The organism is Pseudonocardia sp. CA-107938 (genome assembly GCF_050936315.1).
GTDB lineage: Bacteria > Actinomycetota > Actinomycetes > Mycobacteriales > Pseudonocardiaceae > Pseudonocardia.
Window position 1 is genome coordinate 1,041,818 of the sequence record NZ_JBNJNA010000001.1, and the last position, 13,284, is coordinate 1,055,101.

General features: G+C 74.4%; 11 protein-coding genes. 7 read left to right on the top strand and 4 right to left on the bottom strand.

What is annotated here, in order from left to right:
• Window positions 1-22 precede the first annotated feature (22 nt).
• Window positions 23-1,684, bottom strand: coding sequence for a DNA repair helicase XPB (locus tag ACQEVB_RS05105; RefSeq protein WP_432965723.1), 1,662 nt, complete (start codon window positions 1,682-1,684; stop codon window positions 23-25).
• 492 nt (window positions 1,685-2,176) lie between these two features.
• Here ACQEVB_RS05105 and ACQEVB_RS05110 point away from each other — a divergent pair, with 492 nt between their 5' ends.
• The 4 genes from ACQEVB_RS05110 (at window position 2,177) to ACQEVB_RS05125 (ending at window position 8,123) form a co-directional block, all read left to right on the top strand.
• A complete protein-coding gene (locus ACQEVB_RS05110; protein WP_432965726.1) occupies window positions 2,177-6,391 on the top strand; it encodes a nitrate- and nitrite sensing domain-containing protein in 4,215 nt (1,404 codons plus the stop codon).
• Window positions 6,388-6,810: a roadblock/LC7 domain-containing protein gene (locus tag ACQEVB_RS05115; RefSeq protein WP_432965729.1), complete on the top strand. Its 423-nt coding sequence runs from the start codon at window positions 6,388-6,390 to the stop codon at window positions 6,808-6,810. The genes ACQEVB_RS05110 and ACQEVB_RS05115 overlap by 4 nt, the downstream gene beginning before the upstream one ends.
• A gap of 106 nt (window positions 6,811-6,916) precedes the next feature.
• Window positions 6,917-7,522: a DUF742 domain-containing protein gene (locus ACQEVB_RS05120; protein WP_432965732.1), complete on the top strand. Its 606-nt coding sequence runs from the start codon at window positions 6,917-6,919 to the stop codon at window positions 7,520-7,522.
• A 7-nt stretch (window positions 7,523-7,529) separates the two neighbouring features.
• On the top strand, window positions 7,530-8,123 hold the full coding sequence (locus ACQEVB_RS05125; protein WP_432965735.1) for a GTP-binding protein: 594 nt from the start codon (window positions 7,530-7,532) through the stop codon (window positions 8,121-8,123).
• Here ACQEVB_RS05125 and ACQEVB_RS05130 read toward each other — a convergent pair.
• On the bottom strand, window positions 8,071-8,757 hold the full coding sequence (locus ACQEVB_RS05130) for an NADPH-dependent F420 reductase (RefSeq protein WP_432965738.1): 687 nt from the start codon (window positions 8,755-8,757) through the stop codon (window positions 8,071-8,073). The genes ACQEVB_RS05125 and ACQEVB_RS05130 overlap by 53 nt on opposite strands.
• A 46-nt stretch (window positions 8,758-8,803) precedes the next feature.
• Here ACQEVB_RS05130 and ACQEVB_RS05135 point away from each other — a divergent pair, with 46 nt between their 5' ends.
• A complete protein-coding gene (locus ACQEVB_RS05135; protein WP_432965741.1) occupies window positions 8,804-9,166 on the top strand; it encodes a winged helix-turn-helix transcriptional regulator in 363 nt (120 codons plus the stop codon).
• A 62-nt stretch (window positions 9,167-9,228) separates the two neighbouring features.
• Here ACQEVB_RS05135 and ACQEVB_RS05140 read toward each other — a convergent pair whose 3' ends face one another.
• On the bottom strand, window positions 9,229-11,442 hold the full coding sequence (locus ACQEVB_RS05140; RefSeq protein ID WP_432965744.1) for a helicase-associated domain-containing protein: 2,214 nt from the start codon (window positions 11,440-11,442) through the stop codon (window positions 9,229-9,231).
• 65 nt (window positions 11,443-11,507) lie between these two features.
• On the opposite strand from ACQEVB_RS05140, the gene ACQEVB_RS05145 reads away from it, so the two are divergent.
• Together ACQEVB_RS05145 and ACQEVB_RS05150 are read left to right on the top strand one after the other, a co-directional pair.
• A complete protein-coding gene (locus tag ACQEVB_RS05145; RefSeq protein ID WP_432965747.1) occupies window positions 11,508-11,687 on the top strand; it encodes a hypothetical protein in 180 nt (59 codons plus the stop codon).
• Between the two features lie 8 nt (window positions 11,688-11,695).
• On the top strand, window positions 11,696-12,277 hold the full coding sequence (locus ACQEVB_RS05150; RefSeq protein WP_432980152.1) for a nucleotidyltransferase family protein: 582 nt from the start codon (window positions 11,696-11,698) through the stop codon (window positions 12,275-12,277).
• Here the strand turns inward: ACQEVB_RS05150 and ACQEVB_RS05155 are convergent.
• Window positions 12,267-12,860, bottom strand: a complete 594-nt coding sequence (locus tag ACQEVB_RS05155; protein WP_432965750.1) for a transglycosylase family protein — start codon at window positions 12,858-12,860, stop codon at window positions 12,267-12,269. The genes ACQEVB_RS05150 and ACQEVB_RS05155 overlap by 11 nt on opposite strands.
• Window positions 12,861-13,284 lie beyond the last annotated feature (424 nt).

The window sequence follows — 13,284 nt, forward strand, 5'->3', positions numbered from 1 at the left end:
GTGTCGCACGGGCATCGACCGTTCAGGGGATCTCCGGCAGGGCCGGTCCGAGCAGGTCGTCCGCGTCCACGATGCGGTACGCATAACCCTGTTCGGCGAGGAACCGCTGGCGGTGCTGGGCATAGTCGGTGTCGAGCGTGTCACGCGATACGACCGAGTAGAAGTGCGCCTGCCGCCCGTCGCCCTTGGGCCGCAACAACCGGCCCAGGCGCTGCGCCTCCTCCTGGCGCGACCCGAACGTCCCCGACACCTGCACGGCGACGCTGGCCTCCGGCAGGTCGATCGAGAAGTTCGCCACCTTCGACACGACGAGCACCGGGATCTCCCCCGCCCGAAACCGGTCGAACAGCGCCTCGCGCTCCCGGTTCTTCGTCGAGCCCTGGATGACGGGCGCGTCCAGCGCCTCGCCGAGCTCCTCGAGCTGCTCCAGGTAGGCGCCGATGACCAGGGCGGGTTCGCCCTTGTGCCGCTCCAGGACCGCCTTGACGACCGCGATCTTCGTGTGCGCGCTGGCGGCGAGCCGGTAGCGCTCCTCGGCGTCGGCGATGGCGTAGCCCATCCGCTCGTTCTCGGTCATCGTGACCCGGACCTCGGTGCACTCGGCCGGCGCGATCCAGCCCTGGTCCTCGATGTCGCGCCACGGCGCGTCGTAGCGCTTCGGCCCGATCAGGGAGAACACGTCGCCCTCCCGCCCGTCCTCGCGCACGAGGGTGGCGGTGAGACCGAGCCGGCGGCGCGACTGCAGGTCGGCGGTCATGCGGAAAACCGGCGCGGGCAGCAGGTGCACCTCGTCGTAGATCACCAGACCCCAGTCGCGGGAGTCGAACAGCTCCAGGTGCTTGTACTCGCCGCGGGTCTTGCGGGTGATGACCTGGTACGTCGCGATCGTGACCGGCCGGATCTCCTTGCGCTCGCCGGAGTACTCGCCGATCTCGTCCTCCGTGAGCGACGTGCGCGCCACCAGCTCGCGCTTCCACTGCCGGCCGGCGACGGTGTTGGTGACCAGGATGAGCGTCGTGGCCTGCGCCTGCGCCATCGCGGCCGCCCCGACGAGCGTCTTGCCGGCACCGCAGGGCAGCACCACCACCCCGGAGCCGCCGGCCCAGAACCCCTCGACGGCCTGCCGCTGGTAGTCGCGCAGCGTCCAGCCGTCCTCGGCCAGCGCGATCGGGTGCGCCTCGCCGTCGACGTAACCGGCGACGTCCTCGGCCGGCCAGCCGATCTTCAGCAGCGCCTGCTTGAGGTGCCCGCGCTCCGAAGGGTGGACGACGACGGTGTCGTCGTCGATGCGGGCCCCGAGCAGCGGCGCGATCTTCTTCTGGCGCAGCACCTCCTCGAGCACCGCGCGGTCGTTCGACACCATGACCAGCCCGTGCACGGGCGAGTTGGTGAGCGAGAGCCGCCCGTAGCGGCCCATCGTGTCGACGACGTCGACCAGCAGCGGCTGCGGCACCGCGTACCGGGAGAACCGCATCAGCGCGTCGACGACCTGCTCGGCGTCGTGACCCGCGGCACGGGCGTTCCACAGCGCGAGCGGGGTGACCCGGTAGGTGTGCATGTGCTCGGGAGCGCGCTCCAGCTCCGCGAACGGGGCGATCGCCATCCGCGCCTCGGCCGCTGCCGGGTGGTCCACGTCGAGCAACAGGGTCTTGTCGCTCTGGACGATGAGGGGCCCGCCGGTCATGTCTCCATGATTGCAGTGTCGCGTCGAGGCCCCGTCGACGACGAGGTCGGCCCCGTCACCCGGACGGGCGAAGGCCCTGGTTGCGCCGACCACTGACCGCACGTGACGGGTGCGCTCGCCGCGCGGGGGTGCGACGGTCGATCACCGAGCTGGTATGGCGGGTTACCGCCCGGCTACGGCTCGTCGCTGTTCAGCGATCCCGCTGGGGGCGAGACGTTGTCACCCGGCGGAGCTGCATGACTAGACTCCAAGCCGCACGAGCCCCCGACCGACACGAAGAAATCCGATCGTATCGGCATGCGGCGCGGCGGCCCTGGTTCGGGGACCTCCGGCGTGTCGCAGGCCGGAAACCGCCTGGTGCACCGGCCCTTCCCCGGGCCACACCGAGCCCGACAGCACGGACCCCCCAAACGTGATGCTTCCCGATCTGCACCGGCCCCTGGTCGGGTGCTGCCGTGCCGAAGGCCGTGACTTGGAGATGTCGTTGTGACAATGCCCGACGGGTCCGACGCACCACCGCCGACTTCGTGGTGGCAGCCGCAGAACTGGAGTCTCCGGGTCAAGCTCGGCGTCGTGGTGCTGGTACCGGTGGTACTGGCGCTGGTGCTGGGCGTGCTGCGGATCGCCGACCAGGCCGCCGTGGCCAACGACCTCGCGAAGGTCGACCGGGTCGTCACCGCGCAGGGGCAGGTGTCGGAGCTGCTGCGCCAGCTCGAGGCCGAGCGCGAGATCGCCGCGGGCTACGTGGCCGCGAACCGGCAGGGTGACCTGTCGCGCTACGACCAGCAGGCCTCCGCCGTGGACGGCACCGCAGGGCCGCTCGAGCAGGTCGTGCTCGACGTCGGCAGCGACGCCACCACGCAGGCGGGCGCCGAGGCCAGCCTCGGGCTCGGCAAGCTCAACGACATCCGCGCGCAGGTCAAGACCAGCGCGCTCGGCGCGGGCGCGATCGTCGGCCGCTACAACGAGGTCGTGAACCCGCTGCTGCGGCTCACCGACTCGCTGAGCCGGCAGATCGTCTCGCCGGAGGTCACCGGACTGTCGTTCGCCGTGCGGTCGCTCGTCGTGGCGCGCAACGAGGCGTCGCTCCAGCACTCGCTCACCATCGCCGCGCTGAGCAACCCGGTGCCGGCCCGTCCCGACGTCGCGCTCGTCCAGGGCGCCGACGCGCGGTACCTGGAGGCGATCAGCCAGTACGCCAGCGCGCTGGACCGGCGGCAGCTCGACACGTTCGGCCAGTTCACCACCGGCCCGGTCGAGACCACGCGGGCGCAGCTCGTCAGCCAGCTGGCCAACCTGCCGGACGCGCCGCCGATCGACCGCGCCGTCCTCGACCGCACGTACACCGACCTGCGCACCGATCTGGACCGGGCAGAGCGCGGCGTGCGGGGCGAGCTCGCCAACACCGGCATCACCCTGCAGAACGACGCCAGCAACGCGGCCGGCATCTCGTCCGTGATCCTGCTGCTCGCGCTGCTGCTCGCCGCACTCGTCGTCGTCCTCGTGGCGCGCGTGCTGGTGCGCTCGCTGCGCACCCTGCGGGCCGCCGCGCTCGACGTCGCCAACCGGCGGCTGCCCGAGTCCGTGGCCGCGATCCGGTCCGGTTCCGGCGCCCGTCCGACGGTCGTGCCGGTCCCGCTGCACACCACCGACGAGGTCGGCCAGGTGGCCCGCGCGTTCGACGCGGTCCACGGCCAGGCCGTGTCGCTGGCCTCCGAGCAGGCCGCGCTGCAGTCGAACGTCAGCTCGATGTTCGTGAACCTCTCCCGCCGCAGCCAGGCGCTCGTCGAGCGCCAGCTGCAGCTCATCGAGCAGCTCGAGTCCAACGAGCAGGACGCCGACCAGCTGTCGAACCTGTTCCAGCTCGACCACCTCGCCACCCGCATGCGGCGCAACAGCGAGAACCTGCTGGTCCTCGCCGGCACCAACCTCACGCGCCGCAACAGCGCGCCCGTGCCGCTGGTCGACGTGCTGCGCGCCGCGGTGTCGGAGATCGAGCAGTACCAGCGGATCGTGGTGCAGACGCCGCCCACGGCCACGGTCCAGGGGCGCGTCGCCAGCGACGTCGTGCACCTGCTGGCCGAGCTGCTCGACAACGCGACGAACTTCTCGCCGCCGTCGTCGCAGGTGGTCATGACCACCACGCGCACGCCGGAGGGCTCCGTCGTGGTCGAGATCGTCGACCGCGGTGTCGGCATGGTCCCGAACGAGCTCGCCGAGGCCAACAGCCAGCTGGCCGGGCCCACCACCGTCGACCTCAACGTGTCGCGCCGGATGGGCCTGTTCGTGGTCGGCCGGCTGAGCAACCGCCACGGCATCACGGTGCGGCTGGCCACCGGGTCGCCGGGCGCGCCCGACGCCGGCGTCACGGCCACCATCACCGTGCCGGCCGAGCTGATCCCGACCAGCGAGCCGTCCGAGGCCGACGCCCGGCCCGTGCCGCGGCCCGTCCCGGCCGCGGCCGAGCTGCCGGCGCAGCAGCTGGCGAGCAACGGCAACGGCGTCGCCGCATCGCTGTCCGCGCTGGTCGCGGGCACCGACGGCACGTCGAGCGGCTCGCTGTTCGCCACGCCCGCCACCAACGGCGTGCCCGCCGCCTCGGCGCCGGCACTGCCCAGCCGCCGGCCCGGTTCCACGCTGAACCCCGGCGGCCCCCCGCGCCGTCCCGACGACCCGGCGGCGCAGGCCGCGGCCGACCAGGCCGCCGCCCGCGAGGCCGAGGAGCGGCTGCGCGCCCGGCGGGGCGACGGGCCCGGCGACGTCCCGCCCGTCGACGGACCGGACTCCGAAGAGCCCACCCCCGACGAGCCGGCCGCCGAGTCCTTCGAGCCGGCCGAGGAGCCGTTCGCCGAGCGCACGGAGCGCACCGAGCGGGGTGGCCCCATCGCCGGGGCCGCCGCGAGCGCGACCGCGTTCGGTGCCGCCGCCGCGTTCGGGCGCGGCACCCGGGCCGCCGAGGAGCAGCGCGCCGAGGCCCCGGCCGTCGAGCCGCGCCCCACCGAGAGCGCGCCCGTGGCCGGCCCGGCACCGGCGGCCGCCGAGGCACCGGCCGAGGAGCCGACGAGCGACGGTCCGGCACCGCTCCCGCGGCGCACCCCGGCCAGCGGGCCCACCCTCGCCGAGCAGTACGGCATGGGCCGCTACGCGCCTGGCCGGCCGGAACAGGCACCGGAGACACCCGGCTCGGGCCTTCCCCGCCGCCGTCCCCAGCCGGCGCAGCAGCCCCAGCCGCAGCAGCCCCAGTCGACCGGTTCCGACGCGTTCGCCGGCCCCTCCCAGAGCCGTACGGCGCCTCGCCAGTTCCTCGCGGGCCTGTTCGGCACCGGGCGTCCCACCGGCCCGAACGTCCCGGCGGAGCCCACGGACGCGCCGCAGGCGAGCCCGGCGCCCGCCGCTGCGCCGCAGCCGGTCGCCGAGTCCGAGCCGGGCCTGGCCACCACTCCGCTGCCGATGATCGCGCGGCAGCCACTGCCGACCCGCCAGCCGGACGCGCCGCAGCCGCCCGTCCAGCAGGACGGCGAGCAGCCGGAGGCGACGGCAGCACCTGCCGAGGCACCGCAGCTCGACGCCCCGCGCGCCGACGCCGGCCAGCCGGAGGTCGAGGCGCCGGAGCCCGAGGCCGCACAGGTCGAGGAGGCGGTCGAGGCCCCGGAGGCGGAGGTCGAGTCCTCGACGGCCGCCGAGGATGCCGCCGGTCCCGTCCCGGCCGCCGACGAGCCGGTCGCTGCGCCGCAGGCCGCCCTGCCGATGGGAGCGCTGCCGCAGCGCATCCCGGCCCAGCCGACGGCGCCGCAGCCCGTCGCCGAGGCAGCGGCCGCCGCGCCGGTCGAGCAGCCCGCACCGGCCCAGCCGGCCGCGTTCGACGGCGACGCCGGACGCACCGAGGCACTGCCGCTCGTCACCCCGAAGCCGACCCCGGTCGCCGCCGAACCGGTCGAGCAGCCGGCGCCTGCGCCGCAACCCGCCGTCCAGCAGCCCGCGGCTGCCGCCAACGGGAACGGGGCCGGTGCGCCGGCGGAGGGTGGCGCGCTGTTCGCCGCGTCCGTCCCGACGCCGCCGGTCACGCCCGTCCCGACGCCGCCCGTCACGCCCGTTCCGATCGGCAGCGACGGGCCGGGCATCGGCGAGACGACGCCGATCTTCGAGGAGATCGCGTCGGCCTGGTTCCGCTCGAACCGTTCGGTGCCGGTCACCTGGGACACCGACCCGCAGCCGGCGCCCAAGAACGGCAACGGCTCGTGGCAGGCCCCGCAGCCGAAGCCGACCCCGCGGCCGGCACCGGGCAACGGGTTCCCGCCCGCGGCGCAGCCGCAGGAGCGGCCGGCGGCGCCGGCGCCCCAGCCGTACCCCCAGCCGCAGGCACGGCCGGAGCCGCAGCTCGCCCCCGCGGCGGACCTCGGGTTCGCCAGCCCCGCCGACGAGGGTTGGCGGGTCGCCGAGGACGTGGCGAGCGGAACGACCGAGGAGACCACCTCCGCGGGCCTGCCGAAGCGCCGGCCACGGGCCCGGTTGGTGCCCGGCAGCGCCGGTTCGGCAGTGTTGGCGGCACCGGCATCCGCCGGGCGCAGTGCCGACAACATCCGTGGGCGGTTGTCGTCCTACCAGCGCGGTGTACAACAGGGCCGAACCGGTCAAGACCGGTCCGGTGCCAGCGATCGCTTCCCCGGCCGCCCCAACCCGGGTGATCACGATGAGGAGTCCTCATGACAGCCCCCCGCACGCAGCCGAGTGACCTCGGCTGGGCGATCACCAAGTTCACCAGGGACGCGCCAGGGGTTGCGCACGCGATCGTCGTGTCCGCGGACGGCCTGCTGCTCACCGCTTCCGAGCGGCTGCCCCGCGATCGCGCCGACCAGCTCGCCGCCGTCGCGTCCGGTCTGGTCAGCCTCACCGCAGGAGCAGCGCGCTGCTTCGAGGCGGGGCAGGTCCGCGAGACGATGGTCGTGATGGACGGCGGCACCGTCCTGCTCATGTCGATCAGCGACGGTTCCAGCCTCGCCGTGCTCGCCTCGCGGGACTGTGACCTGGGCCTCGTCGGGTTCGAGATGGTGAACCTGGTGGGACGGCTCGGCGCGATGCTCACCCCGGAGCTGCGCTCGGAACTCCAGGGCTCGATCGGCTTCTAGCGAAGACCCCTCCCATGGAGCCCCCGGTACTGGCACGATGCGCCACCGTGCCGGCTCCCGCGAGAACCCCGACCGCACGAGACCGGCAGAAGGAAGGTGACGTCCGATGACCTCCGGTAACGACGACGACCGGCCAGTCACGGAGCCGACTTTCGCCGACATCATGAACGGGTTCAGCTTCGACGCCGGTCGCTCCCCGCGCCGCCGACGTTGGGGCCGCCGCCGCGGCAGCGACGACCCCGGACAGGACCCCGGTGCGGGTCAGCCCCCGGCCCCCGAGCCCGTCCCGTCCTCCCCACCCGACCCTGTGGTGCACGTCGGACCGCCGACCACACCGCTGGTGATCCCGGTGGTGGAGGACCCGGAACCGGCGGAGCCGTCAGCCGTGCGTCCGTACACGTGGACGCGCGGGCGCACCAAGTCCGGCCTGGACCTGGCGATCGAGACCCTCGTCTCGACCAGCCAGCGCGGCCGGGACCAGATCGGTCTGTTGCAGGTCGAGCACCGTGCGGTGGCCGAGCTGTGCGCAGAGACACGGTCGGTGGCCGAGGTCGCCGCCCTGATGAAGTTGCCCCTCGGTGTCGCCCGCGTGTTGCTGGGCGACATGGCGGGCCTGGGCGTGGTGACCGTCCACCAGACCTCCGGCAGTACCGGCAGCACGCCGGACATGGCCCTGATGGAAAGGGTGTTGAGTGGACTCCGTCGACTCTAGCTATCCGATGCGCGTGGGTCCGCCGCGCGAGATCGCGACGCGGGCCACGATATCGGCGAAGATCGTCGTGGCCGGTGGGTTCGGCGTCGGCAAGACGACGTTCGTCGGCTCGGTCTCCGAGATCATGCCGCTGACGACCGAAGCGGTGATGACCGAGGCGAGCGCGGGTCACGACGACCTGTCGGCGACCCCCAACAAGCGCACCACCACGGTGGCGATGGACTTCGGTCGCGTCTCCCTCGACGCCGACCTGATCCTGTACCTGTTCGGCACGCCCGGCCAGCACCGGTTCTGGTTCATGTGGGACGACCTGGTGCGCGGCGCGATCGGCGCCGTCGTCCTCGTCGACACGCGCCGGCTCGCCGACTCGTTCGCCGCGATCGACTTCTTCGAGGACCGCGGGCTGCCCTACATCGTCGGCCTGAACTGCTTCGACGGCGTGCTCCAGCACCGCATCGAGGACGTCCGCGAGGCGATGTCGATCGACTCGTCCATCCCGATCGTCAGCTGCGACGCCCGGCATCGCGATTCCACGAAGCAGACCCTGATCACGCTCGTGGAGCACGCGATGCAGGCGCGGATGGCGGCCGGCGCGCGCTGAGGTCGGCCAGCAGCTCCGGCGGAAGCGCCGGCAGGGCCGTGTGCGGGTCGTGGCCGGCGAACACCATGCCGATCACGAACCCGCCGACCTCCTCGAGCTGCCGGGCCCGCCGCAACGGGCCCAGCACCACCGGGTCGCCGCCGGCGTCGCGCACCAGCTCGCCGACGACGTCGAGCGCAGCGGGATCGTCGCCGGCCATCGTGACGGCGACGGGGCCCGAGCCCGGCTGCCACTGCTCGGCCGGGAAGAGGTGGAAGGCCTTCACGACGTGCGCGCCGGGCGCCCAGTCCGCGACGTGCTCGGCGATGGCCCGGCCGTCGCTGGTCAGCAGCTCGCCGACGCCGTGCTCGACGGCGTTCGTCGGATCGATCAGCGGTACCCCGGCCAGCGTTCCCTCGTGGGCGCCGGCCAGCCGCAGCATCTCGGGCAGGCCCGTCCACGTCACCGCGACCAGCAGGGCGTCGCGATCGCGCACCGCATCCCGTGGCGCGACGGCCCGCCCGCCGATCTGCTCCGCCGCAGCTTCCGCCCGCTCGGCCGACCGGCCCGCCACCAGCACCTCGTGTCCAGCCCGCGTCCATGCCGCACCCAGCGCGACACCCAGGTTTCCCGTTCCCAGCACTCCGATCCGCATGCCGGCTACGGTAGGAAAGTCGATGCGCACCGATCGGTAGGAGACGATGGACGACTGCGTCGAGCTGATCGCGGACTGTCGCCTGCGGGCGACCACCGACCTGTTCCTGCACCGCTGGGACCCGGTGCTGCTGGCCGCACTGGCCGACGGCCCGCGGCGGCGCGCCGAGCTGCTCACCGCGATCGGGGGGATCAGCGACAAGGTGCTCACCGAGAGCCTGCGCCGGCTGCTCGCGAACGGCCTCGTGGCCCGTACCCGTCGCGGCGGCGCGCCACCGCGCGTCGACTACGCCCTGACGGCGTTGGGCACGAGCCTGGTCGACGGCCCGCTCCAGGCGATGGGCCGCTGGACGTTGGAGCACGGCGACGAGCTGCTGGCCGCCCAGGAACTCGGCTCACGCACAGCGTGAGGCGCTCGCGCACATGCTGGGCAGTGTGCGCGGGCACACGACGGTGTGCGTGAGCGGGCCCCTCAGCTCTCCACCAGCGAGATGCTCGTGATCCGGTGCAGCGGGACGCGGTGGACGCCGCCGTGCACGCTGTCGCGGCCCTCCACCACCCCGCCGCCGACGCTCGTGGGTTCCAGCACTCGCTCGCCGGCCACCCCGTGGCCGTCGACGAACCCGATCCAGACGCTGCGGTTCTGCGCCGCGGCGAGGCGCAGCAGGTCGAGGGTGGAGCCGTTGGCGTAGGCCTCGGCACCGCGGCGCATCCCGACGAGTGCCTCGCCTGCCCGCATCCGGGAGATGAGCGCGGCGATCTGCTCGGTGCCGGGTTCGCGCGGCGCGCCGCGGTCGGAGGCACGCCGGCGGGGGGCGGTGCGGCGGCCGCGGTCGGTCAGGTCGAGCACGACGCCGCCGGTGTCCTCGGCGGTGGGGGTGAACCCGGCCTCGCGCAGCCCCGCCATGAGCTCGATCAGCGGCAACGGGCTGACGGCGACGGTCGGCGCGATCCGGCGCAGCTCCAGGCTCGGCGCGACCGGGTTGGCCAGCACCTCAGCGATGAGGATCTCGTCCTCGGAGCGCAAGAAGGATGCCGCGTTGCCGGCGCGCAGGCGGCCGTGCCGGCGCGCCACGTCGTCGACGAGGTAGGTGAGTCCCTGCGGGACGGGCGTGGCCGAGCGCGTGGCGAGCAGCTCGTGCAGGTCCTCGCGAGTGCGGCCGGCGTCGAGGGCGCGGCGGATGGTGTCCTCGGTGAACCGGAACACGGTCGCACCGCCGGACGACTCGACCTGCGCGACCAGTTCCAGCTCGTGGGCGAGGTCGGTGGCGAGCGGGCCGGGGGCGACCGCGGTGAGGTCGGCCTGCAGCAGGACGTGGTCGACGGGCTCGGGCAGGGCCGCGCGGACGGCCGGCACGACGCCCTCGCCGTCGAGCAGTGCCCGCCCCGGTGACGTCAGCGCGTCGAGGGCGACGATGCCGAGCACCGTCGCCTCGGCGAGCGTCCAGGCGACGGCGTCGTCGCGCAGCCGGCCACCGCGGCGCGGCGCCCGCCACGCCAGCAGCCGGGCCAGTGCCTCCGGCGATCCGGGGGCGCTGCCGGGCGACAGCTCGGCGAGGCCGGCCAGCACGCGGCGTCGGTCGCGCGGCGCGGTCGGCCGCCGAACCCCGTCGGAGAGCACCCCGACGGGACGGCCCTGGTCGTCCTTCGTGCCGACCAGGCCCGGCTGGCGGGGCAGGTCCAGCCATGCCCGGGCGAGCACGGACCAGCGCATCTCCGGCCCGCCGAGCGCCCACTCGTCGACGACGGTGGTGGGCACCCACTCCGGCGCCACGGCGTCGGTCGCGGCGATCAGGTCGGCGCCGGTCGCCACCTCGATCAGCAGCGCGGCGACGGCCTCGTCGGCGTCCATCTCGCGGGCGGTGCGCCGAAGCTCCCGCACGCCCAGGCCGCCGGAGCGCAGCACGGGCGGGGGCGTGCGTCCCCAGAACTCCAGGAGCTTCTCGACGCGGCGGAGCACCTCGAGCACCGCGCCGCCGGCCGTGCGGTCGACGACGTCGACGCCCCGGTCGCGCGGCTCCAGCCCCGGCGGTGCGACGTCCAGCACGCCCATCGGACGGTCCCCGCGCAGCGCGAGCCCGACCTGGCGGGGCAGCTCCACCGTCTCCGGGTCGACGCGCAGCAGCAGGCCCTTGGCGACGAGCCGGGCGACGGGCCCGTCCCGGTCGGCCCGCGAACGCCCGATCGGCGGGCCGGCGGCGAGCGCGTCGAGCACCCGGCGCTCCTCCTCGTCGACGGCGGCCAGCAGCTCCGGCAGCGCGGACGAGCCGGCCGGGCCCTGCGCCACCCGGCCCAGACCGCCGGGATGGCGCGGCACCACGTCCCGCGCGGCCGGGACGAGCTGCAGCTCGGCGTCCGGGCCCCAGACCAGTACGCGCTCCCGCAGGGCCGCCAGCGCCCGCGTGAGGGCCGTTGCGGGCACGTCAGGCCCGAGCAGGCGCGCCACCTCGGCCCGGGGGACGGCGGCGCTGTCGGCGTCGGCGAGGACCAGCGCCTCCAGCACGGCCAGCGACACGCGGTCCAGGTCGTCGCACGCGCGGTGCACCGACGCGCGCACCGCAGCCCGCGTGGCCAGCACCGTGAGGTCGGCGGGCGGCGGCACGCTCAGGTCAGGACGCAGCCGCAGCACGGCTGCGAGCACGGTGTCGTCCTGCGCGCGCAGCCAGTCGACCAGGGAGGTGGGCATCACCCTCAACGGTAGCCGCTGCGGTACGCGATACTGCGGGTCAGGACCCCGCACCAGGAGGACGAGTGGCCAAGCAGTTGAAGCCCGGGCGCATCGACCCGACGTGGCCGGAGCTGCCCGACGGTGAGCACCCCGTCAGCGAGCTCGCGAGCGATGCCCAGGGCTCGCTCTCCCCATTCGGCGACGTCCAGTTCCCGCTCGACACGGTGCCGTATGAGCACCCCGTCACGGAGCTGAACAAGTAGTCGCAGGGCTGCTCCTCGCGGCCGGCGCCGGGCGCCGGATGGGCCGGCCGAAGGCGCTCGTCGAGCTCGACGGCGAGCCGCTGGTCCGGCGTGCGCTGCGGGCGCTCGCCGACGGCGGCGCGACGCCCCTGCTGGTGGTGCTGGGGGCGGCAGCGGACGAGGTCCGCCCCCTGCTCCCGGCCGACGCGCGGGCGGTCGAGGCGCCTGACTGGTCGGAAGGCATGGGCGCATCGGTCCGCGCCGGCCTCGCCGCCCTCGCCGCACTTCAGCCCGTCCCGGACGCGGCCGTGGTGCACCTGGTGGACCTGCCGGGCATCCCGGCGGCCGCCGTGGCACGGCTGGCGGCCGGCGCCACCGCGACGAGCCTGCGGCGCGCCGCGTTCACCGGACGGCCCGGCCACCCCGTGCTGCTCGGCCGCGACCACTGGGCCGGGGTGAGCGCCCAGGCCCACGGCGACGCGGGCGCGCGCGGATACCTGAGGGGCCACCCGCAGCTGGAGCTGGTGGAGTGCGGCGACATCGCGACACCCGACGACGTCGACACGCCGGAGCAGCTGGCGGCGGCCGTGTCCCGGAGGCCTACAGCGTGATGTGCTGGCCCGTGACGATCCGGTCGGGTGCCGCCGCGAGACCGGGGTTCTTCGCCACGATCTCCTGCCAGCCGCCCTTGATCCCCTTCGCCGCCGCGATCCGGCCGAGGGTGTCCCCGCGCTGGACGACGTAGTCGCCGATCGTCGGCGCTGCGGGGGCGGCCTTCGGGGCCACCGGGGTCGACTTCGCCAGCACCCGCTTGTTCGGCTCGGCCTTGCCGGTGGCACCGATCTTGCGCGAGCAGGACGGCCACGCGCCCCAGCCCTGACCGGCCAGCACCCGCTCGGCGACCGCGATCTGCTGCTCGCGGCTGGCGGTGTGCGCCGAGCCCGTACCGCCGTACGCCTTCCACGTGCTCGGGGTGAACTGCAGGCCGCCGAAGAAGCCGTTGCCGGTGTTGGTGGTCCACTTGCCACCGCTCTCGCACTGGGCCAGCCGGTCCCACGTCGCGTCCGAGGCTGCGAACGCCGGCGTGGCCGTGCCGATGAGCGGGGCTCCGGCGACGGCGCCGGCCAGTGCGGTGCGGGCGATGGTCCGCCCGGCGGTGCTGGGTGCGCGGTGGCGTCCGCGGTAACGCGCCATCGAGTACGTCTCCGGGCGCTGCGATCCGACCTCGCCCAGCCGGGCACCGGCGGCCTCGGGGATGGCCGCCTCGGTCGTTCCTGTCCCACGCGGGGTTCGTGAGGCAACGGGGTCCGCCGATCGCCGGACAGGGGAGCGCTGCGATCGCCGGGGCCGTCACCGGTTCGGGGAGGTACCGGATGGGCCGCCGAGCACGCTACGTCGACGACGGCCAGGAGGGCACTAGCCCGAATTCCATAACGGGAACGTCACGAGCTGGTCCGAACGGATCAACGATGCCGGTTTCCCCCTGGCCGTGGCGATGAACGCAGAGACGGCCACGATCATGATCGGTTGCCGGATTGTGCCTCATATCACAGCAAGAACATGACGGGCGCCACCTGTCACGCCACCTGCGCCCGGGATGCGCGTCATGAGCCGGCGA

What these genes read in the sequence shown, in the direction of transcription:
- ACQEVB_RS05110 (WP_432965726.1), top strand. Translation starts at nt 2,177, where the DNA reads ATGCCCGACGGGTCCGACGCACCACCGCCGACTTCGTGGTGGCAGCCG.
- ACQEVB_RS05105 (WP_432965723.1), bottom strand. Translation starts at nt 1,684, where the DNA reads ATGACCGGCGGGCCCCTCATCGTCCAGAGCGACAAGACCCTGTTGCTC.
- ACQEVB_RS05155 (WP_432965750.1), bottom strand. Translation starts at nt 12,860, where the DNA reads ATGGCGCGTTACCGCGGACGCCACCGCGCACCCAGCACCGCCGGGCGG.
- ACQEVB_RS05140 (WP_432965744.1), bottom strand. Translation starts at nt 11,442, where the DNA reads ATGCCCACCTCCCTGGTCGACTGGCTGCGCGCGCAGGACGACACCGTG.
- ACQEVB_RS05115 (WP_432965729.1), top strand. Translation starts at nt 6,388, where the DNA reads ATGACAGCCCCCCGCACGCAGCCGAGTGACCTCGGCTGGGCGATCACC.
- ACQEVB_RS05120 (WP_432965732.1), top strand. Translation starts at nt 6,917, where the DNA reads ATGACCTCCGGTAACGACGACGACCGGCCAGTCACGGAGCCGACTTTC.
- ACQEVB_RS05130 (WP_432965738.1), bottom strand. Translation starts at nt 8,757, where the DNA reads ATGCGGATCGGAGTGCTGGGAACGGGAAACCTGGGTGTCGCGCTGGGT.
- ACQEVB_RS05125 (WP_432965735.1), top strand. Translation starts at nt 7,530, where the DNA reads ATGCGCGTGGGTCCGCCGCGCGAGATCGCGACGCGGGCCACGATATCG.
- ACQEVB_RS05135 (WP_432965741.1), top strand. Translation starts at nt 8,804, where the DNA reads ATGGACGACTGCGTCGAGCTGATCGCGGACTGTCGCCTGCGGGCGACC.